Annotated in this window: 19 protein-coding genes and 2 tRNA genes; 12 read left to right on the top strand and 9 right to left on the bottom strand. The window is 41.5% G+C overall.

The features are described 5' to 3' along the window. Positions 1-11: 11 nt before the first annotated feature. Both ACSLUR_RS17400 and ACSLUR_RS17405 read right to left on the bottom strand, forming a co-directional pair. Positions 12-88, bottom strand: a tRNA-Asn gene (locus ACSLUR_RS17400). Positions 89-169: 81 nt separating this feature from the next. Then, positions 170-246, bottom strand: a tRNA-Asn gene (locus ACSLUR_RS17405). A gap of 637 nt (positions 247-883) precedes the next feature. On the opposite strand from ACSLUR_RS17405, the gene ACSLUR_RS17410 reads away from it, so the two are divergent. The 4 genes from ACSLUR_RS17410 (at position 884) to ACSLUR_RS17425 (ending at position 8,090) form a co-directional block, all read left to right on the top strand. Then, a complete protein-coding gene (locus ACSLUR_RS17410; protein ID WP_448556583.1) occupies positions 884-2,851 on the top strand; it encodes an alpha/beta hydrolase family protein in 1,968 nt (655 codons plus the stop codon). Between the two features lie 707 nt (positions 2,852-3,558). Next, on the top strand, positions 3,559-4,935 hold the full coding sequence (locus tag ACSLUR_RS17415; protein ID WP_448556584.1) for an MATE family efflux transporter: 1,377 nt from the start codon (positions 3,559-3,561) through the stop codon (positions 4,933-4,935). Beyond that, a complete protein-coding gene (gene uvrB, locus ACSLUR_RS17420) occupies positions 4,932-6,932 on the top strand; it encodes an excinuclease ABC subunit UvrB (protein ID WP_448556585.1) in 2,001 nt (666 codons plus the stop codon). Before ACSLUR_RS17415 ends, uvrB begins: the two co-directional genes overlap by 4 nt. Positions 6,933-7,490: 558 nt before the next feature. Next, positions 7,491-8,090: a GTP cyclohydrolase II gene (locus ACSLUR_RS17425; RefSeq protein WP_448556586.1), complete on the top strand. Its 600-nt coding sequence runs from the start codon at positions 7,491-7,493 to the stop codon at positions 8,088-8,090. Between the two features lie 98 nt (positions 8,091-8,188). Here ACSLUR_RS17425 and ACSLUR_RS17430 read toward each other — a convergent pair whose 3' ends face one another. After that, entirely contained in the window at positions 8,189-8,800 is a 612-nt protein-coding gene (locus tag ACSLUR_RS17430) for a TetR/AcrR family transcriptional regulator (RefSeq protein WP_448556587.1), read from the bottom strand. A gap of 102 nt (positions 8,801-8,902) precedes the next feature. Between ACSLUR_RS17430 and ACSLUR_RS17435 the strand changes: the two genes are divergently transcribed. Beyond that, positions 8,903-9,298, top strand: a complete 396-nt coding sequence (locus ACSLUR_RS17435; RefSeq protein WP_448556588.1) for an MAPEG family protein — start codon at positions 8,903-8,905, stop codon at positions 9,296-9,298. Positions 9,299-9,411: 113 nt separating this feature from the next. On the opposite strand, the gene ACSLUR_RS17440 is transcribed toward ACSLUR_RS17435, so the two are convergent. Further along, positions 9,412-9,897, bottom strand: coding sequence for an acyl-CoA thioesterase (locus tag ACSLUR_RS17440; protein WP_448556589.1), 486 nt, complete (start codon positions 9,895-9,897; stop codon positions 9,412-9,414). Between the two features lie 311 nt (positions 9,898-10,208). On the opposite strand from ACSLUR_RS17440, the gene ACSLUR_RS17445 reads away from it, so the two are divergent. The 7 genes from ACSLUR_RS17445 to ACSLUR_RS17475 all read left to right on the top strand — a co-directional run bounded on the left by ACSLUR_RS17445 (position 10,209) and on the right by ACSLUR_RS17475 (position 15,848). Next, on the top strand, positions 10,209-11,990 hold the full coding sequence (locus ACSLUR_RS17445; RefSeq protein ID WP_448556590.1) for an ABCB family ABC transporter ATP-binding protein/permease: 1,782 nt from the start codon (positions 10,209-10,211) through the stop codon (positions 11,988-11,990). Positions 11,991-12,056: 66 nt separating this feature from the next. Next, the gene (locus ACSLUR_RS17450) at positions 12,057-12,614 is read left to right on the top strand and encodes a DUF1415 domain-containing protein (RefSeq protein ID WP_448556591.1); all 558 of its coding nucleotides are present in this window, start codon (positions 12,057-12,059) and stop codon (positions 12,612-12,614) included. A 669-nt stretch (positions 12,615-13,283) separates the two neighbouring features. Then, a complete protein-coding gene (locus ACSLUR_RS17455; RefSeq protein ID WP_448556592.1) occupies positions 13,284-13,469 on the top strand; it encodes a hypothetical protein in 186 nt (61 codons plus the stop codon). Continuing rightward, positions 13,470-13,619 carry a hypothetical protein gene (locus ACSLUR_RS17460; protein WP_448556593.1) on the top strand — a complete coding sequence of 50 codons (150 nt, stop codon included), beginning with the start codon at positions 13,470-13,472 and terminating at the stop codon, positions 13,617-13,619. It abuts the gene before it with no gap. A 92-nt stretch (positions 13,620-13,711) separates the two neighbouring features. Beyond that, positions 13,712-14,020 (top strand): hypothetical protein, encoded by a 309-nt coding sequence (locus ACSLUR_RS17465; RefSeq protein WP_448556594.1) that lies wholly within the window; start codon positions 13,712-13,714, stop codon positions 14,018-14,020. 172 nt (positions 14,021-14,192) lie between these two features. Next, entirely contained in the window at positions 14,193-14,981 is a 789-nt protein-coding gene (locus ACSLUR_RS17470; protein WP_116013684.1) for a YciC family protein, read from the top strand. A gap of 27 nt (positions 14,982-15,008) precedes the next feature. Beyond that, complete coding sequence (locus ACSLUR_RS17475; RefSeq protein ID WP_448556595.1) at positions 15,009-15,848, top strand: glucosaminidase domain-containing protein; 840 nt, start codon at positions 15,009-15,011, stop codon at positions 15,846-15,848. A 391-nt stretch (positions 15,849-16,239) separates the two neighbouring features. Here the strand turns inward: ACSLUR_RS17475 and ACSLUR_RS17480 are convergent, their stop codons facing one another. The 5 genes from ACSLUR_RS17480 to ACSLUR_RS17500 form a co-directional block, all read right to left on the bottom strand. Next, complete coding sequence (locus ACSLUR_RS17480; protein ID WP_116013682.1) at positions 16,240-17,001, bottom strand: outer membrane protein OmpK; 762 nt, start codon at positions 16,999-17,001, stop codon at positions 16,240-16,242. A gap of 9 nt (positions 17,002-17,010) precedes the next feature. Continuing rightward, entirely contained in the window at positions 17,011-18,303 is a 1,293-nt protein-coding gene (locus ACSLUR_RS17485) for an NCS2 family permease (protein WP_448556621.1), read from the bottom strand. A gap of 180 nt (positions 18,304-18,483) precedes the next feature. Continuing rightward, on the bottom strand, positions 18,484-19,413 hold the full coding sequence (gene ttcA / locus ACSLUR_RS17490) for a tRNA 2-thiocytidine(32) synthetase TtcA (protein WP_448556596.1): 930 nt from the start codon (positions 19,411-19,413) through the stop codon (positions 18,484-18,486). Between the two features lie 211 nt (positions 19,414-19,624). Beyond that, positions 19,625-20,554, bottom strand: a complete 930-nt coding sequence (uspE, locus tag ACSLUR_RS17495; RefSeq protein WP_448556597.1) for a universal stress protein UspE — start codon at positions 20,552-20,554, stop codon at positions 19,625-19,627. Between the two features lie 213 nt (positions 20,555-20,767). Then, positions 20,768-21,484, bottom strand: a complete 717-nt coding sequence (locus ACSLUR_RS17500) for a fumarate/nitrate reduction transcriptional regulator Fnr (protein WP_116000419.1) — start codon at positions 21,482-21,484, stop codon at positions 20,768-20,770. Positions 21,485-21,494: the final 10 nt, after the last annotated feature.

Consider the following 21,494-nt stretch of genomic DNA (forward strand, 5'->3'; position numbering starts at 1 on the left):
TTAGAAAAAATTGGCTCCCCTGGTCTGATTTGAACAGACGACACATGGATTAACAGTCCACCGCTCTAACCAACTGAGCTACAGGGGAATAAATTTTTACTTTCTTTAACACTAAATGATTTAATAACAACAGATTTACCTAGTCATTATCTTTACTCTTAAAAAAGAGTGGCTCCCCTGGTCTGATTTGAACAGACGACACATGGATTAACAGTCCACCGCTCTAACCAACTGAGCTACAGGGGAATAGTGTTTATTCAGTAGTGAAACATACCGTTTAATAGGCTTGCCTCGCTAACGGGGCGGAATATTAAAGCCCGTTAGTGAGAGTGTCAACACATAAATGACAAATTCTTTCACAATTAGATCGTTTGCTGAATATGTGGTCAAGTGGTGGTAATTTTGCGCACAATTAGCTGATATCTTTAAGGTTGCCTGCTGTTACTTACAAGTGTTTGTTGATGTTTTAATCGAAAGTCTTCAGTCTGCATTATTTAGATAGTAGCTTATTTATTTGTATGGCAATGAGGAATGCAGTTTGATGTTGTCATTAAAAGCTCAGTTCACATCAGTTCATATAAATTCATATAAGTAATGCCATTCATTCAGACCACTCATTTACAGCATTCTTTTGAAACTCATTTTTTGTACCCATTCTTTTGAACCCATTCTTTTGAAACATAGCGCCGCTTAACACTCCGCAAACGGCTCTAATTGACCCTTTCAGTTGAGTCAACTATTCTCAGTTTTGTCGTTACACTTCTAGCTTGTTTATTATTGATTTATTAGGAGTTAGTTGAAAACCACTAGAAACATTGAGGGTAGCGATAAAACAATAAAAATATGGTCAGAGGTATCGACTAATTACAATAAGGAACGTGAAATGAACCATAAAATATCATCGCTATTGGTGATTATGGGCTTGCTATTGGGGTGTAGCGAGTCTGGTAACACCAATCAAGAGGCGGTGTCCGCCGCAAAACCTAATGCACAAGAAGCAAAACTACCAGAAGCAACGCCAACCATACCAACATACTCAGCCGAAACCTTTTTCAAAACCACTAGTATTTATGGCTCACGCATCAATTATTCTGGCGAATATGCCTTAGTGAGCTCTGACGAGTCAGGTATCTACAATGCTTACCAATATCCGCTCAATGGCGATAAGCCCACACAACTGACCCAATCGACCACAGACGCTATTTGGGTTGTTGATTGGTTTCCAACCGATGATCGGTTTTTATATTCTTCTGACCAAGGCGGCAATGAGCTCAATCACGTTTATGTCCAGTCACCAGATGGCACCGTAAAAGACTTAACGCCGGGTGAGAACTTAAAAGCATCATTTGTTGGTTGGCACGAAAGTGATAAGTGGTTTTATATAGCGACCAATGAACGCGATGCTAAAGTGTTTGATTTGTATAAATATAGTGTTGAAGACTACAGCAGAGAGTTACTCTTTGAAAATAACAATAACTATTTTATCGGCGGTGTCACACCAAATGGGCAGTGGATAGGGCTTTCAAAATCTAACCGCAATACAGATACGGATTTAATTATTGCGAACGTTAGTAGTGGTAAATTGATCAATCTGTCTGATGATGACAATGATGCTGAAGTTAACTTACTGGACTTTTCTCCTGACAATAACACAGTGGCGTATTCAACTAATCTTAACGGCGAGTTTTCTCAGCCATGGACTTATAACATTGAAACTGGTGAGCACAAACAAATCACCGACTTAAACTGGGATGTAGCTTATTTAGTGTATTCACCTACTGGTAAGTACAGTGTAATGGGGGTGAATGAAGATGCGAGCACAACGGTAACTATTACTGAACTAGGCCGTGTTGACCAAACAAGTGGTGATCAATCAAGTGGTAAGCAAGTGATCATCCCAAATTTAGCAGCAGGCGATATTCGCGGTGTAAACTTTTCGTCTGATGAGCGTGTTGTTAACTTCTTGTTGAACTCAGATACTTCTCCTTCCAATCTTTATACCTATCAATTTGGCAGTGATGCACCCACTAAGCTGACCAATACGTTGGCGAAAGAAATGGACGAGCAACACTTAGTAGCGAGTAGTGTTGTACGTTTTAATAGCTATGATGAGTTGCCGATACCAAGCTTGTTGTTCAAGCCTAAGCAAGCTTCAAGTACCAACAAGGTACCAGCGCTAATATGGATACATGGTGGCCCCGGCGGACAATCAAGAACCGGTTATTCTGCGGCAAGGCAGCATTTGGTCAACCATGGCTATGCGATTTTCGCCGTTAATAATCGAGGTTCATCCGGTTATGGCAAAACCTTCTATCACCTTGACGATAAAAAGCACGGCGATGTTGATTTGAAAGACATTGTCTACGGTAAAAAGTACCTGCAATCATTGGACTGGGTTGATGCTGATAAAATTGGTTTGATAGGTGGTAGCTATGGCGGGTATCTGACCATGGCGGGTCTTGCTTTTACCGATGAATTTGAAGTTGGCATCAATATTTTTGGTGTGACCAACTGGGTTCGCACATTGAAAAGTATTCCACCTTGGTGGGAAGCGTTTAAAGAAAGCCTCTACCAAGAAATGGGTGATCCTGCGACAGACGAAGAGCGCCACCGCGCGATTTCTCCCTTGTTCCATGCTAGCAACATCAAAGCACCAGTGCTGATTGTACAAGGTGCCAACGATCCTCGCGTATTACAGGTTGAAAGCGATGAAATGGTTGAAGCGATTCGCAAAAATAATGTACCAGTAGACTATGTGTTGTTTGACGATGAAGGTCACGGTTTTAGAAATAAAAGCAATCGCATTGAAGCGTCTGAAGCCTATGTAAATTTCCTAAAAAAATATTTATAAAACTAGTTAAAAAGTTGCTCTCTGTTCAGTTCAACTCTGCGAATTAGCACAGAGAGCAATCCGTGTTTTCATCAAAGTTATTCATTACCCAATATCCTCCAACTCAGCCTTCCAAGCTATATAGCTCTTAACTGCTAATTACTGTGTTGATTGGACTTACACTCCGCATTTAGCGTACTACCATAACTGAATTACCAGCAGTGAGCTTAAACAACTCAGTAACTTCGACGAGTTATCCACGTAAATTGTGGATAACTGTGTGAGTTAAAGTGTAATAGTTGGTAATTGCGAATAAATATGGGGTCTGTAGCGCGTTGGTTAAAATTTAACTAGTTGTCGCGATACCTTTTATAAACAACGAGATAGCTGGTATTTTGTACAATGCCGCACCGTGCAGCCTATTTATTAGGCGATTCATCGATTTTGTCGAGTATCTGTGTGTTGTTTTTGCGATGATGCGCCGGCAGGACTTGTTCTATGTACAGAATCTATGCGCAGAACTTTTATGTAGTAGTACAACAAGTATTTACACTTTGTTGCGAATCTATCTAAGTGAAATAAAAGATAGCGATAGCGAGTCTTATCACTATCTTTTACAATAGTTGTTTCGCGGTATCGCAAAGCATACAAAAACATAAAGTGTGCGAAGAACACAAAGAACCTTCCTTGTTCGTTTGACCAGTTACATACGGTAATCAATTAAGTACATGACCGACACAAAACATAAACACCAGATCGACTTGCTGGCCGATCCGGTAGGGCCAACCTTGAAAAATATGACCATTCCTATGATATATGGCATGGTTCTATTGATGACCTTCAACTTGGTTGACACGTTTTTTATTGGCTTATTAGGCACACAGCCGTTAGCCGCCGTAAGTTTTACCTTTCCAATCACCTTTACTGTATTAAGTCTAACCATAGGATTAGGCATAGGCACATCCGCAGTCATTGCAAAATACTTAGGTGCAAAAGACAAGGAAACGGCAAAAGACAACGCAACCAGTGCGATGTATTTAGCCGCTGTAATTGTCTCGATAGTATCAGGTATTGGTTATTATTTTACCGACGAAATTTTCCACTTGCTTGGTGCAAGCGATAGCTTATTGCCACTTATTCACGATTACATGGACATTTGGTATTTAGGCAGTGTCTGTTTAATTGGTCCAATGATTGGCAATGCGGTGCTGCGTGCGTCAGGGGATACACGAACACCTAGCATTATTATGGGCAGTGCTGGTTTGATTAATGCAGTATTAGACCCTTTGTTTATTTTTGGTCTTGGCCCGATACCAGCGATGGGAATCAAAGGTGCGGCAATTGCTACCTTAGTGTCATGGCTTGTCGGCTTAGCGTTAGTCCTTCATATTTTGGTCAATAAACGACAGCTTATTCACGCTCATTTGATTCCAATACACACCTTGCTTAAATCGTGCAAAGGCATTTTACACATTGGCTTGCCTGCCGCTGGCGCAAATATGCTAACGCCTATTGCCGCAGCGATTATGACGGCAATAATTGCAGGCTACGGTGAATCTGCAGTGGCGGCCTTCGGTGTTGGCTCGCGAATTGAATCGATCGCTAGCTTAGTGGTCTTGGCGATGTCGATGACCTTACCGCCATTTATTAGCCAAAACTTTGGTGCGGGTAATATGGCGAGAGTTGAGCAGGCATACCGCACCTCAGTGAAATTCGTGATGATTTGGCAAGTATTGATTTATGCCATTCTTATTGTGATATCTTCATGGGTTGCAGATGCCTTTGCTAAAGAACAAGCAGTGGCCGATCTTATCAAGTTATTCATTTACACCTTACCACTGGGCTATGGCTTACAAGGTATTATTATTCTAACCAACTCATCATTTAATGCATTGCACAAACCTATGGTTGCCTTAGTGCTATCAGTTGTACGTTTATTTGTTTGTTATGTGCCGCTTGCCTACCTAGGTAGCTATTTATATGGTATTGAAGGTTTCTTTATTGGTGCTCTGCTGGGCAATTTAGTCATGGCATTTATCTCTTACTATTCATTTACGCGCCAATTTATCGATGAAAATATAGACGCGGAGCCGCAGTCGACATGAAGTCAATTGAATTAGTTTCTGATTATACGCCAAGTGGCGACCAACCAACCGCGATAGCACAATTGCTTGATGGCATCGATTCAGGTCTTGCGCATCAAACACTACTTGGCGTAACTGGCTCAGGTAAAACCTTTACGGTGGCGAATGTGATTGCCAAATTAAATCGCCCAACCATGATGTTGGCGCCAAATAAAACCTTGGCAGCGCAGCTTTACGGGGAGATGAAAGAGTTTTTCCCGAATAATGCCGTTGAGTACTTTGTTTCTTACTACGATTACTATCAGCCGGAAGCTTACGTGCCAACGACGGATACGTTTATCGAGAAAGATGCCTCAATAAATGATCATATTGAGCAGATGCGACTATCGGCAACTAAAGCATTACTAGAGCGACGAGACGTTATAATTGTTGCGTCGGTGTCGGCGATATACGGTTTGGGTGACCCTGACTCGTACTTGCAGATGATGCTGCATTTGCGTCAAGGCGATATCATCAACCAACGCGATATTTTGCGCCGCTTAGCCGAATTGCAGTACACCCGTAACGACTTAGCGTTTCAACGGGCAACATATCGTGTGCGTGGTGATGTGATTGATATTTTCCCTGCCGAATCTGATCGTCTTGCATTACGTGTTGAGCTGTTCGACGAAGAAGTGGAAAAAATCAGTGAATTTGATCCATTAACTGGCGCGGTTGAGCGCACGCTTGCTCGAGTAACGGTTTACCCTAAAACTCACTATGCAACTCCGCGTGACAAAATATTAGCAGCAGTAGAGTCGATAAAAGTTGAGCTTAAAGATCGCGCTCAGCAGTTAAAAGACAATAACAAGCTGATAGAAGAGCAACGTATTGTTCAGCGTACTCAGTTTGATATTGAAATGATGACGGAACTTGGTTATTGCTCAGGCATCGAAAATTATTCACGCTATTTATCAGGTCGCGAAGCAGGTGAAGCGCCACCGACTTTATTTGACTACTTACCGGATGACGGTTTGCTAGTGATTGACGAATCACATGTTACTGTGCCGCAAATTGGCGCCATGTATAAAGGTGACCGCTCGCGCAAAGAAAACCTCGTGGAATATGGTTTTCGCTTACCATCTGCGCTTGATAACCGCCCGATGAAATTCGAAGAGTTTGAAGCACTGGCACCACAAACCATTTATGTGTCGGCAACGCCAAGTGATTACGAACTGGAAAAGTCTTCAGGTGAAGTTGCTGAGCAGGTAGTTAGGCCAACAGGCTTGCTCGACCCTGAGATTATGGTGCGGCCAGTAGACACTCAAGTAGATGACCTGTTATCAGAGATTAATAAGCGCATTCCGCTAGGCGAACGTGTACTTGCTACAACGCTGACTAAGCGCATGGCGGAAGACTTAACGGATTACTTAGACGAGCACAATATTAAGACTCGCTATCTGCATTCTGATGTGGATACCGTTGAGCGTGTCGAAATTATTCGTGATTTTCGTTTAGGTAAGTTTGATGTATTGGTCGGTATTAACTTGCTGCGTGAGGGCTTAGATATGCCTGAAGTTTCTTTAGTCGCTATTTTAGACGCAGACAAAGAAGGCTTCTTACGCTCAGAGCGTTCACTTATTCAAACCATCGGTCGTGCGGCGCGTAATGTGAATGGTAAGGCGATTTTATATGCTGACCGCATTACTGGCTCAATGCGCAGAGCAATTGATGAAACTGAACGTCGTCGCGCTAAACAAGACGAACATAACAAAGCCAATAACATCACACCGAAAGGGGTGAAGCGTAAAATTACGGATGTGATGGACGTTGGCTTAGATCCTGAAGAGCAATTGATCGCCAATAAAGTGGCCGAGCAAAAAGCTGCTTATAAAACGCTTTCGTTTGAGGAAATTGATGAGCAAGTTAAGCAGCTTGAAGCAAAAATGATTGAACATGCTAAAAATCTAGAATTTGAACAAGCTGCTGCGATACGAGATGAAGTAGCTAAACTGAGAGAGCAACAGCTAAGTCGTTAGTGCTTAATACTGATTGAATCGCCTAGCTAATCTGGTCAGTGAATTCAGTTTTAGTGGCCAGAATTATTCGTGTTGCTCTCGTTTGCGCTACCTTAACTCAGGCATAGAGTAGCGCCCTATAATGTCTGCAACGGCGTCACTGTTGCAATGCGACAAATTACTAATTTCTTCTATTATTTTATCCTGCACGTCAAGCGGGAATAGCATCAGCTGTTCCAAATACAGATGTGCAGCGGTCTCCTTATTGCAATTAATCATATTGGCTAAGTGCATGGCATGATTTCTCCATATAGCGCTCATAAATACATCCTCATATGTGTGAACACTAGTATTAATTGTAGTTGATGCCCCTTAAGGGGTTAGATTCTTTGGTTATCTAAAAAATACCCACACTTTTTATGTGTTATAAACGTTCTTGGTTGAGTTATAACTTTGTCGTAAGTTTTCTAAGCAGTTACCTAGAAAAGTTCGCCATTTCAGTGAACAAGGAGTAAAATCCGCGATCTAATTTTATTAGTTGCCGTAAAACTAATAAACGCAAAGAGATCAAATAGAGATATGTCAGAAATTAGAGCCAGAGTTAGCCTTAAAGTTGGCCAAAACAGTGATATCGACGCAGAAATTATTAGCTTCACTGGTTTTGATAAAGATAATGAGCACGTTGCCATGGTGTTCAAACAAGCAGATTTAAAACAAGATGTACCATTGGTGCGCGTGCATTCAGAATGTTTAACCGGTGACGTTTTCCATTCATCACGCTGTGACTGTGGTGAACAACTAGATGAAAGCATCAATGTAATGGCAGAGCAGGGTGGTATTATTCTGTATATGCGCCAAGAAGGCCGAGGCATTGGTCTTTATAACAAAATTGATGCTTATGTGCTGCAAAGCCAAGGGTTAAATACCTATCAAGCCAATAATCACTTAGGTTTTGAAGATGACCAGCGCAGCTTCGAACATGCGTTTTCTATGTTGGATGCACTTAATATTCAACGTATAAAGTTACTGACCAATAACCCAAGAAAAGCGAAAGCACTCGCTACCCACGTAGAAGTGACTGAGGTGGTCAATACTCAAGTTCATTTAAAAGATGATAACGCCAATTATCTTGCTGCCAAGCAAGAGCACGGTAAGCACAATATAAAACTTGAGCCATAAGGCCTTTAGAGGCAAAACATTTACGTGTTGTCATCCGCGCCAGATCTGAACTAGCTTAGATCTGGCGCATGCTATTATGCCTTAACTGCTATGCTAAACTAAACCAGCACCGATGGTGATGTACACCAGTTAATACAGGTTTGTTTAAGCGTTGCCACAGCCGATTGCACGCTACTTCCTCCAGTATCAATACACTGGGTTAATAGTGCACCCCAAGCAACACAGACTAGAAACTCGGCAGATTCTGCCACATTTATATTGGCATTAATTTCGCCAGCTTCTTGATTTATCTTCAAAATATCATGAGCTCTTGAAACCAGCATCGACCTGTAGCTATGTACTAGTTCAATATGCCTTTCTTCAAGTACTGAACGTTGAGATGCGGCTCCCACCATCAGACAGCCTAACGGAAATTTTTTACCTTCTTCACTTTGCCTGTCAAGCATTGCTTCAAACACGCTAACTAATGAATTCATAGTTGGTTTTGCGGTAACTTCAGCGAAATGCCCCTCCATGACTCGATGATACAAGGAAAGAATCTGGGCAAAAATGTCAGCTTTATTGCCAAAAGCATTATACAAGCTAGTTCTTGGCAAGGACGTGGCAGCCTCAAGGTGGCCGAGATTAGTTGCTTCATAGCCTTGCTCCCAAAAAGTCCACATGATCTTGTACAGGACTTCCTCTTCATTAAAACTGCGATTTCTTGGCATTTTGTACTAGCCTAAACAAAATAGATTGAACTGTGTTATTTATTCTGCCATATTTAATTTGTAATGCGCAGTACAAAATAAATTAATTAAGGAGAATAAACTATGTCTATTGAATTACTTTCGCTTTACACCTTTTGTGCAACCATCCTATTTACCTTGTTTACACAGGCAATGGTGTTAGTTGCAAATTCTAACTTTGCCTATGTATCAGGCAACAGAGACTTACCATTGGATAACCCACCTGCGATTTTAGGCAGAATTGAACGTACTATTCGAAATTCGATTGAAGCCGCCGTCGTTTTTGCACCTTTGGTATTTATTGCCGCACACAGTGGTGTTTCAAACGTTATAACACAATGGAGCGCTATTATATTCGCTGGCGCACGCGTACTGTATGCCATTAGCTACGTGCTAGGTATTACGGGCGCTAGAACACTAGTTTGGAATATTGGGGTGACGGCTATTGGAGCATTTGGCGTTGGGATTTTAATGGGGTAAACACTCAGAGAATTGTTGTGCTTGGTCTTTATTGGGATCGTGATGAGCCGCTTGGCTCGCACGATCCCATTGATAGTGACTTACGTGTAACTAACGCACAACTGGCATATAAGTTAAGCTGGAATGGCTTGCGCTTTATGCGAAGTAGCCTCTGAATTTAAGGTTATTTGATAAGACTCGGCAAATTGTTGTGGCATACGTTTTGGGCGCCCTGTGCTTAAATCAGTGCAAATATAATCTGTTCTCGCACGTAGCAAGGTTTTCTTATCTTTTACTCTTACAACTTGGAAGGTACGGCTTGCCCGCAGTTTACCATCGTTGGCAGAGAGCCAGTTAAACACGGCAATCTCATCATCCAAATAAGCGGAACTAATATAATCAAGCTCGTGGCGAACCACCGCCATGCCGCGATTAAGTGATTGGCAGGTATGTTCATCTAAACCAACATATCGAGTATGCGCCCATACCGTGGCATCAAGCCATTTTAAGTAAACGGCATTGTTAACATGACCAAAGCCGTCTATATCCTCTTCGGTTACTTTAAACATTTTGCCAAAGGCGTTGGGGTATTCTGCTAACTGTAAAATTGACTCGTCCATAAATATCTAACTACCAGTATAAAACAAAAAACAACTTGTAAGCTTTAGCTTAACCTTGCTTTTGAGCAATTGTCACTAGCGCAATGCAATGATTTTTTGCATCTATGTTTAGTGATGTTCTGCATACGTAATCTAGGGTTAACTTTAGTTTTAACTAGCGTAAGAAAATAAATGTTAGACTTACCAGAGAGATAGCAGAGACTTAGCTATTCGATTTTTTAGTAAGTTATCAATTTAAATAATCAATTAGCCAATATCGTTTGAACCATAACTCGTCGTGTAACGAAATAAATTAAGAGTGCTTTAGCAATATGCCCCGTAGAAGCCACCACCCTGATCATGAAGTCACCGAGATAAATTGGCGAGTATTAAAAACATTATGGCCATATTTACTGGAATTTCGCACGCGTATATCGATTGCGATTGCTTGCTTAATTCTGACAAAAATAGCCAGTGTTTATTTACCTTTTATTCTAAAAGACTTGGTTGATACCTTAGATCAAAACAACAAACAAAGCTTGTTGCTGGTACCGCTTGGTTTAGTTGCGGCTTATGGTCTAGTGCGTTTTTCAATTGTCATTTTTGCCGAGATACGAGACACATTATTTGGCCGAGTAACTGAACGAGCAATTCGTCGTATTGGCCTGAAAGTCTTTCAACATTTACACCAACTTGAATTGGACTTTCACCTAAACCGTCAAACGGGTGGGTTGTCGCGAGATATTGATCGTGGCACCTCTGGCATCAGCTTTTTAATGCGCTTTATGGTGTTTAACATAGTACCCACCTTGTTTGAAATAGCCTTGGTGATTGGCATTTTAGGCTATAACTATGGTTTAACCTTTTCACTTGCTGTGCTGACCTCTATCGTTTGCTATGTTGGTTATTCGGTAAAAGCGACAGAGTGGCGCACTCGCTATATTCGTGAGGCTAATAAAGCTGATTCTTCCAGTAATACCCGTGCAATTGACAGCCTGCTAAATTACGAGACCGTTAAATATTTTACAAACGAGCGTTACGAAGCAAATGCCTACGACGAACAATTAGCCACTTGGGAGCAGGCAAAGATTAAAAACCGATTGTCACTCTTTGCGTTAAATGGTGGTCAGGCGCTTATTATTGCCACCTCTATGACGGGCATGTTGGCGATGGCAGCTTATCAAGTGACGCATCAGCAAATGACGTTAGGGGATTTTGTGCTGATTAATGCGTTTATGATGCAGCTATTTTTACCACTGAATTTTCTGGGCTTTGTCTATCGCGAAATTAAAGGCTCGATGGCAAATATTGAGCATATGTTTAGCTTGTTGGCGAAAATACCAAAAGTGGTTGACAGTGAAGATGCTAAGCCACTAGAGGTGAGCGAAGGCGAAATATCGTTTAATAACGTTGGCTTTAGCTACGATGGCAAGCGAGATGTGATAAAAGCGCTGAATTTTACGATTGCACCTGGACAAAAAGTTGCCGTGGTGGGTGATAGCGGCTCTGGCAAGTCGACACTCGTCAAACTATTGTTTCGTTTCTACGATACTACTTGTGGCAATATAGCAATTGATGGGCAAGATATTCGCGAGGTGACACAGCATAGTCTTCGCGCGCATATCGGTATCGTTCCGCAAGATACCGTGCTATTTAACGATACACTATTGGCTAATGTTCATTATGGCGATCCACAAGCATCAGAAGCACAAGTGCGCGAGGCAATAAAATTAGCCCATTTAGACCAGTTTATTGCTAGTTTACCTGACGGTGAAAATACTATGGTGGGTGAGCGTGGCTTAAAATTATCCGGTGGTGAGAAACAACGGGTTGCCATCGCGCGAACTATTTTAAAAGCACCAGAAATTTTAGTATTTGACGAAGCAACTTCGTCGCTAGATAGCCATTCAGAGCAGGCCATTTTGAAAGCAATAAAACAGGTCAGTCGCAACAAGACGAGTTTAGTGATAGCTCACCGTTTATCTACCATAGTCGATGCTGATCATATCATTGTGATGAAACAAGGTAAGCTAATAGAACAGGGGGATCATCACACGTTAATGGCAAAAGGGGGGCAATATGCCTCCATGTGGGCATTGCAGCAAAGCGAATAACCTGATAAAAAGCGTGCCCGAAAACTTCCAACATGCTCTGAAAGCAAAACGACCGGCGAATTTAAAATGACTGACGAAAAACTACACCCCGCAGTAGTAAAAACTAAACATTGGCTTGAACAGATAGTGATCGGCTTAAACTTTTGCCCTTTTGCAAAAAAAGAGTTCGTTAACAACACTATTCGTTACGCTACCAGCAATACTGGTCTACTTGAGCAAGCGCTAAGTGAAGTTGCTGAGCAGTTGGACTACTTAGTTGAACACCCTGAAGTTGAAACCACACTGGTGATTTTCACAACCGGTTTTCGCAGTTTTGACAAATACCTTGATCTGGTCGATTACGCTAACGAGTTACTTGTTGATTTAGGTTTAGATGGCGAAATACAAATTGCTAGTTTTCATCCAGACTATGTTTTTGAAGGCGAAGATGACCAGGGGGCTAGCAACTATACTAACCGTTCGCCACTACCAACTTTGCACTTAATTCGCGAAGCGAGTATGGCGAAAGTGCTGGCGGTGTATCAAAATCCCGAACAAATCCCAGAAGATAATATTGCTTTGGCCGAAGAAAAAGGCACAAAGTTCTTTAAACAATTTTTGGCTGGCTTGAATAAGCTGAGCTAGCACTGCGTAAACTAAGTCGTCCGTCAGGTGAATAGGTGAATAAATAACGTACAACTTATTACATTCAAATAGCACTCTATAACGCTTTCTTTTGGTTGATTTGTATACAATTGCCACCATCAATCGGTGAAAGCGTTTCTTGCATCGACATTAACGTAAGTTAAAGCGAGTTAATGCAGGTTAATTCAAGTAAACGCAAGTGTTAGGTGAATGTGATGAAAGCAATGTACCACGGCAAATTATACAAATTTAGCAATTTTGAGGAATTATGGCAGTTCTATGCAGCTAAACTGGAAAAAGCAGTGAGTTAACCATTCACCGTTAACCAATCGACCAAGTAATTTATATATTCAGCCAAACCAGCGATATATCGAGCATGGTATTAGCCACTTAACTGCGAACCCGCCCAAAACAGAATAATTCCTCTCGCTATTGTTCAGTACCGAAAATAAAGATTGTCACCATCTTGCCAGTAACCTAGACCTAGCTACAGAATAAAATCGCAACCACCTAACTTCTTTCCATCGTTAGTACTTCAACAACCCCACATTACCTCTATAAAAAATAACCCTATAAAATTTATGAGCTTTACGCATAATGAATAATCCTAGATGTTACAGAATGATATTGCGTTGCCACTAGCGCTTCGCGATTGACTAAGGAGTGACGGTGCGGTTGTTTTTGCTTATTTTAGGTTGGTCATCTGTGGTCGGTAGCTTAGGTGATGGTGCCTTAGGAGTTTATGCCATATGGATAAATGTTGCAGAGAATTGGGTACTGGTAGGTATTTCTGTTAACGATTTGCTTCGTGATTTTGTGCCGATCATTTTTTGGGTTAAACAAGTGGCGTTTTAAGTGTTGCCTGAAAAAGTTGTTAATTGGATTTTTGATCTACCTGCTTTAATTTATTTTCCCATTAGAATTGCCATGAGTATTTTTATAGGTTGGTGGGCTTTGTCAAAAGCTGCAACTCTGCAAGAACAAGAAAATGCGAGCCAACTTTAGTAGAGGGATTTGCTGTCTTGAATGCCAAATGCAAAGTACTAAGTTATGCATAACTCACAATTAACTGAATAATAAATAGGAAATTATTGAGAATGGAATCGTTAAGAGAATTATTGGCCGTACTTTGCTTTGTCGCAGGGTGTGTTTTGGCCGCCTCGTTGGTAACCGCTGAGTTTAGTTGGAGCCTCTTGTTCGTTAGCTTTATCTTATTTGTTAGCGCTTATTGGTGCTGGCCTAGCAAAAGACGGGGTAAACGAGATGGAGATCACGTCGTTCTGGATGTTATTGAATTTGTCATTGAGTTTCCTGTTGACTTCGTCGTTTGGTTTTTCAGATTAGTTGGCCGAATTTTAGGGAGTTTCTTTGGCGGAAAAGGTGATGGGATTGACATCGACTTTTAGTCTATACCATATGAACCAGCAAACAACTGCCAATTAGGCATCAATTTTATTAGCAATTGCTTGCGCAATAAATGCACAGCATTACCACGTTCATTAAGGTACAATAAGCGTTCAAATGTCTTTTAAACCCCAATAAAAACAGGGGTATGTTGTTGCTACTTATAGGTATTTTGTGGACAAAGATTCGATTATTCAAGTTGGTGGTGATGTTGAAAAAGCGCTGAAAGGTCAGTACGTCATCAACCCTAAACAAGTGCTACAAGAAGCATGGCAAAAAACCACCACAACACGCTGGTCGATAAATATCGGCCTTTTGTTTGTATTACTTATTGGCATGGCTTGCTCATTGTTAGTCGGTGAGTACTTGGGTGGTGTTGAAAATATTATGGAAAACCCTGAAGCGAGTTTAATCCTTAATATCGTTGTTACCCTTGTGATTTGGCCATTTCTTGCTGGTGTCGAAATGATGGGAGTATTGCACGCAGTGGGCGTAAAAACACAGCCGAAGCTAGTGTTTGCATTTTTGAAACGTGGCAGTTGGGTAGCACTGTGCGCTGTGATGACATCTGTACTGATCAGTTTAGGTTTACAGCTACTGATCATTCCCGGCATATTCTTAGCCGTTGCCTTATCTCTTACTATTCCACTGGTACTTGAAAAGCGTTTAACACCAGGGAAAGCGATTATTTTATCGCTGAAAGCACTGCGCTTTCAGTGGTTTAATATTTTTGCTGTTTACTTATTTATGGTGATGGCACTTGCTGCGTCACTCTTGCCAATGGTGATTGCACAAACTGAAATTATGATGTTTATCGCTAGCGTTATTTTTATCTTCTCGCTATCTTATCTAGCGCCTTGTTATTACAACGCTAAAGGCATTTTATATCGTGAAATTTTCGGGATGAAATTACACGCAGTTGCTGCTGACGCGCAAGTAGGTGATGACACTTTTGTCGCCTAACATGGCAAAGAAAGGGATTGAGCAATTATGTTGCAAAAGATGTTAAGGAAGTTACTGTTTGTTTTAGGTGCGGCTGTTATTGCTGCGGCACTTATTCGCCCGTTTATTGTTACAACTGAGCGAGAAGAAGTGGTGCCGGCGCCGGTAATTCCACCACCATCTAAGCCCGTCATTATTGAAAAACCGCTGCACAATGTAACGCTACCAGATTTCGCAGCAATTACTGATGTTAAGCAGAAAAAGTCTGCTTTTTTTGATTTTATTCGACCCGCCGTAGAGTCAAATAATAATGCTATTCTTGCAAACCGAGCAGCACTTGAAGAAATGTTGGCAACTGTGTCTTTAGGTGAACCGCTGATGCCTGGCCAAGAACAGCAATTGGATGAGTTGGCTAGCCGTTATCGGGTGAGTAAAAAGGGTAGCCAAATGCAGCAATTACACCATTTGTTGTTAAAGGTTGATGAAATCCCAACCGCACTTGTGCTAGTGCAGGCAGCAAACGAATCTGCTTGGGGAACATCAAGGTTTGCTCGCATCGGTTTAAATTTCTTTGGTATATGGTGCTACAAATCGGGCTGTGGCATGGTGCCTCGTTCTCGTAATAGTGGTGCCAAACATGAAGTGGAAGCATTCCAATCTGTTGATGAGGCGGTTAACCGTTACTTGCACAATATCAACACGAATAACGCATACAGCGTATTTCGTTCAATTCGCCAACAACTGCGCGAGCAAGATCAGCCATTAGTGCCTGAAGTGTTAGCTATGGGTTTGTTGCCATACTCTGAGCGCGGTTCAGACTATGTGTTGGAGATCTCAGATATGCTGCGCCACAATAGCCAATACTTGCAATCTTCAACCGCGCCTTAGCTATAACGCTGCGCCCCTGCAGCTCAGTAGTATGCTTATCTATCGCTTAGTATATCTTTAACTAAGCGAATTTCTCCGGTTAATTTTGTTTTGCTTTAATCGTAATCGTGAGTGTATCGATTGGATTATTTCAATCAAAATACAGCTAGACCAAGTAGTTTTAAGAAGAGTTTTAACCTTTTAACTATCCATTGATAAATCTAAGATAAAATAACAACGACTAAGGTTTGGTTGATTCGAATATAGAGCTAACAGCAGAGCTAACTATAGGGCTAGAGGATGAGTCAGCTGATAACGGAAGGCAAATAAAAATGCCGCAGTTTAAATGATTTAAACTGCGGCATTGTTTTATTTTTTATAAGTCTATTGCTTAAGCTTTTAAGGAGTAATCTTATAAAAATACTTTTACGATGGCGCTAACAACGCTTTCGTCATCGATACCAGCGATACCGAATTTGTTGTGCCAGTAGCTGTATTCAATACCCACTTCAACAGCGTTTGGCTTACCAAAGTAATTACCTACGTCTAAACGCACTTGCGGATTGAAGTGGAAGTCAGCAGCGTGATCGTCGGCTGAAGAAGACCAATCAATGTAACCATCAATCATTACTTTGTGTTTGCCCATGGTAATCGGGTAGCCGTAAGTAATGGTTAATTGTGTGTCGTTGTCAGTTAATTCGTTGTTCGCTTGGTAAACATCAGCGCCAAAGAATGCGAAACCAGGAATATTCCAAGAGGTACCAACACCAATTAAGTAGTTATCAAAGCCGGTGCTGAAATTAGGCTGAGAGATGCTCGCATGCTCGTAAGTACCTGCAATGAATACATCTTTTAGTGGGCCGTAAGAAACCTTGCTGTCTAACGCGTATGAAAGGCTTAAACGAGCGGTAACTTCACCGTAAGTTTCTTTGTGCGTTGGTGCATTGGCATCTGCTTTAGCATCAATGCGGTCAACAAACATAAAAGCGTCACCCCAGTTGTGGCCTGAAGCGTGCTCTAAAGTGAAAACATCTACGTCGTCATTAGTTAATACTTCAAAATCACTGGTGTTTTTGAGGTAAGTTAAGCTATTTGAACTCCATATTGTTTGTGCAGAAGTCATACTTGATACAACAAGGCCGCCAGCGACCAAAAAAGTACGAGATAAAGTCATTGAACTTTCCTATCCAAAATAAATGAACTTAATTACAAATAGTGCGGCTATAAATAGCACACTGGCTGATAACTGATTAAACTTGCCTGCAAAAATTCGCACTGCTGCATAACCAATAAAGCCAAAGGCAATACCGTGAGCAATAGAGAAAGTTAATGGCATAGTAATACAGATTAGAGCTGCAGGTACTGCTTCTAACAAGTCGTCCCAATCAATATGAGCAAGGCTTGAAAGCATTAATACCGCAACGAAAAATAGAGGGCCTGCTGTGGCGTAAGCTGGCACCATACCCGCTAGTGGCGAGAATAATAAGGCAAGTAAGAATAAGCAGCCAACAACAACCGCAGTTAAGCCTGTGCGACCACCAGCGGCAACACCTGAAGCACTTTCAACATAACTGGTGGTAGTTGAGGTGCCTAACATGCTACCTGCGATAGTTGCAGATGAGTCAGCAAGTAGTGCTTTATCTAGGCGAGGCAGTGAACCGTCTTCATTTAGCAGTTTACCTTTTTGGGCAACAGCGATTAATGTGCCTGAAGTATCGAACAAGTCGACAAACAAGAATGCAAAGATAACACTGATCATGCTCACTTCTAATGCGCCCATGATGTCTAATTGCATAAACGTTGGAGTCACATCAGGTGGTAGCGACACTAAACCCTTAAATTGAACGTCGCCAAGTAAAATGCCTAAGCCAGTCACAATTAAAATTGAGTACATTACCGCGCCATTCATACCGCGACTTGCCATTGCTACAATCAGGAATAAACCAAGTGCCGCCATCAACGCCGGTAATGAAGTAATATCGCCAAGGTTAACTAAAGTTGCTGGGTTATCTACGATAATGCCAGCGCTTTTTAAGCCGATAAAAGCGAGGAATAAACCAATACCGGCAGCAATACCATAGCGCAGTGATTGTGGAATACTGTTGATAATCCATTCGCGAATTTTGAAGATGCTCAGTATCACGAAAATGATACCCGAGATAAACACGCCACCAAGCGCAACTTGCCAGCTGTAACCCATCTCAAGGACGACTGTGTAGGTGAAAAAGGCGTTTAGGCCCATGCCCGGTGCAAGGGCAATTGGGTAGTTGGCGAAAAAGCCCATAATAAAACAGCCAACCGCTGCGGCAACACAGGTTGCGACAAATACGGCGCCGTGATCCATACCGGCATCGGCTAACATAGCGGGGTTAACAAAAATAATGTAAGCCATTGTCAGGAATGTGGTGATTCCCGCAACTACTTCTTGGCGAACGTTAGTTCCGTGTTCTGTAAGTTTGAAAAGTTTTTCTAACATCATGGGTTGCTAAGCTTAAAGTTTGGGCCAATTCATTGGCGTTAAAAAGAAAGCGTTCAATGTCCTAGATGCTGTTTGCGTAAAATGAGGCAAAAAGCAGCGCATCAGGACATACTTATTCGTTAAATAATCCGTTAATTTTTCTAAACAACTTTTCTAAATAGTTTTTACAAATAGTGTTTAGACATTGGAAACGTCGATAATCATTGAATCGTCTATGTTGCTATCTAACGAATTGGCAAGCTCTGTCGCTAAATTGGTAGACGAAACAGTTTCTTTTGAAAAGTCATAAGCTTCGCGTGGCGCGCTGCGATCAATTGGCAGATTGGCGAAGTCAAATAGCTCAGTATCGGCTAATTGGCTTGGGCTGACATTTTTCAATGATTTAAATATGTTTTCAATGCGACCTGGGGTTTGGGCATCCCAGCTGCTAAGCAAAGCCTTAATATTTTGGCGTTGCAGGTTTTCCTGAGAGCCACACAGGTTACATGGAATAATTGGATATTCACGTACTTCTGCAAAGGCAATAAGGTCTTTTTCACGAACATAACTTAACGGGCGAATAACTGTGTTTCGACCATCGTCTGCGCGAAGCTTCGGTGGCATAGCTTTTAGCTTTGCACCAAAGAACATATTTAAAAATAAGGTTTCCACGATATCATCCATGTGGTGACCAAGGGCAATCTTAGTTGCACCAATTTGCTCAGCAAACGAATAAAGCGTGCCGCGACGTAAACGCGAACACAAACCACAAGTGGTTTTACCTTCCGGAACTTTTTGTTTAACAACCGAATAAGTGTCTTTATCGATGATGTAGTAGGGGATATCAAGTGATTCGAAGTAGTCGGGTAAGATGTGTGCTGGAAAGCCCGGTTGCTTTTGATCCAAGTTAACGGCAATCACATCAAAATTGATCGGTGCTGACTTTTTTAAGCTAAGCAAAATATCAAGCATGGCAAAAGAATCTTTGCCGCCACTAATAGCTGCCATAACAACATCGCCTTCTTCGATCATATTGTAATCAGCAATCGCTTTACCGACTTTACTACGAAGTCGCTTCTGCAACTTGTTGGCTTCAAAGATGGCCTTTCTGTTATCTGCTTCAGTCATACCAAAAAACTACTCAAATAATTGGGCGCGTATTATATAGCTAACTGGTATAAAAGATAAGTAAAAATAACCAACAGTAGCATTCTTTTTAGCGACTGTTGGTTACGATTTTGTTAATGTTTTTGGTAACTTACCGAGCGGTCAGCTTTGGTTTTGGTGTTTTAATATTTTGTTTTATATTCGTTATATCAATCTGTGTATGACTCAGCAGCTAGCTTTGTAGCGGTGAAATATAGCCTGCTGGTTTTAACGCCAAGACATCACAATTCAATCGGTCAATAACATGTTCAGCAGTATTACCGATTAGTGCTGCTGACAATCCGGTACGACCAATTGTCCCTAAAATGACCAATTCGGCATCAAGTTCTTGTGATAGCTCGTCAATAACATCTTCCGGTAGACCTTCTTTGATATAGGTATTGGCGGTATCGATGCCGTATTTTTCAGCATGCGTTTGCATTGATTGTTGATGATGCTGCAACATGGTGTCGTTGTATTGGCTGGCATCAAATTCGGGGATTTCGATGGCAATGTTGACCGGAGTGCCAGGAAAAGAATTAACTAAATGCACATTAGCGCTAATTAAATCAGCAAGGTGTTTGGCTTCTTCTGTGATGATGCTATTGAGCGATTGGTGCTCACCTTCATCACTACCGACATTAACCGCCGCTATAATATTGCCGTTTGCTGGCCATGAATGGTCTTTAACCAATAATAATGGGCATGGGCATTTACGTAATAAATGCCAGTCAGTTGGTGTGAAAATCACGGATTTGAGTTTGTCGTGCTCGTGCGTACCTTTGATAACAACGTCATAGCCATGCTCTAACACTTGGTCAATAACCGCTTCAAAAGGTCTGTTATGCCAGATCACTTTGATGTCGATGTCTTTTTCAGAAGCGCCTAGCTCCTTTATACGTTCATCAATCCACAACATACGATCATTGATCACAATTTGCCGCATGGATTCACGCTCGTCGCTAGAGAGCATAGTCGTCATTTCGTATGAAAAATCGAAAATGCTCAAAAACGCTGTGATTTTGCCTTGCGTTTTATCAGCAAGCTCAATTGCCCGACTTAAGGCTTTTTGTTCTTCAGTTGTTGGGTCAACTACGACTAAGATTTTTTGATACGTTTCCATGCTCGGTACCTCGCTGATTCAATAGTGTACAAACAGTGTGCTTTTAATGAGCAAATAATTATTTGTTTTAAATCAATAAATAGGCGCTACTAACCAATTACTTTTAGCTTAGTAGGTAAATGCACTGATGCAAGGTTGTTAGCGGTGAAAACGGATTGTTAAAGGGGAATAAAAATAGAAGCGAAGAAGAAAAAGGAAGGAAATCGCCTTGCTTTACAGCATGGCGACTTCATTTAATCCATCGAGATCATTGATGGTAATTAACTTCCCTTCAACAATGATGAGCTCTTGTTTATGAAAACGATTTAGCAAGCGACTAATCGTTTCAACGGTCAAGCCAATGTAGTTGCCAATGTCGCCACGCGTCATTGTTAAGCGGTACTGGCTGGCAGATAGGCCACGGGCTTTATATCGGCTACTTAACGATGATAAAAATGTTGCTAAGCGTTGCTCGGCATTTTTACGATTAAGTAGTGATAGCATATCTTGATCTGCTCGAATCTCATTGCTCATTAGCCTTAAGACTTGGCGTTTAAGTGCTGGCATCGAATTCGAAAGTTCATCTAGAGTATGGTAAGGGATTTCACAAACCATCGACGTTTCTAATGCTTGTGCAAAACTCTGGTGCTCGCTGCTGGCTAAGGCGTCGAAACCCAGTAAATCACCAGCTAAGTGGAAGCCGGTAATTTGTTCTTCGCCGTTAGAATCAATGGTAAATGTTTTAAAAGTGCCTGAGCGAATGGCGAATAGAGAGTGAAGTGCTTCGCCGTCTTGGAAAATCTTTTCGCCTTTGTGGATAGGGCGCTTGCGGTCGATAATATTATCGAGTGTATCTAACTCCTGCTCGTTAAGGGAAAATGGTAAGCAAAGCTCACTGATACTGCAGTTTTGGCAATGAATATGATTGTTGCTTGCACAGTGACTAGACATGGCGGAATAA

This window comes from Thalassotalea montiporae (genome assembly GCF_053485855.1).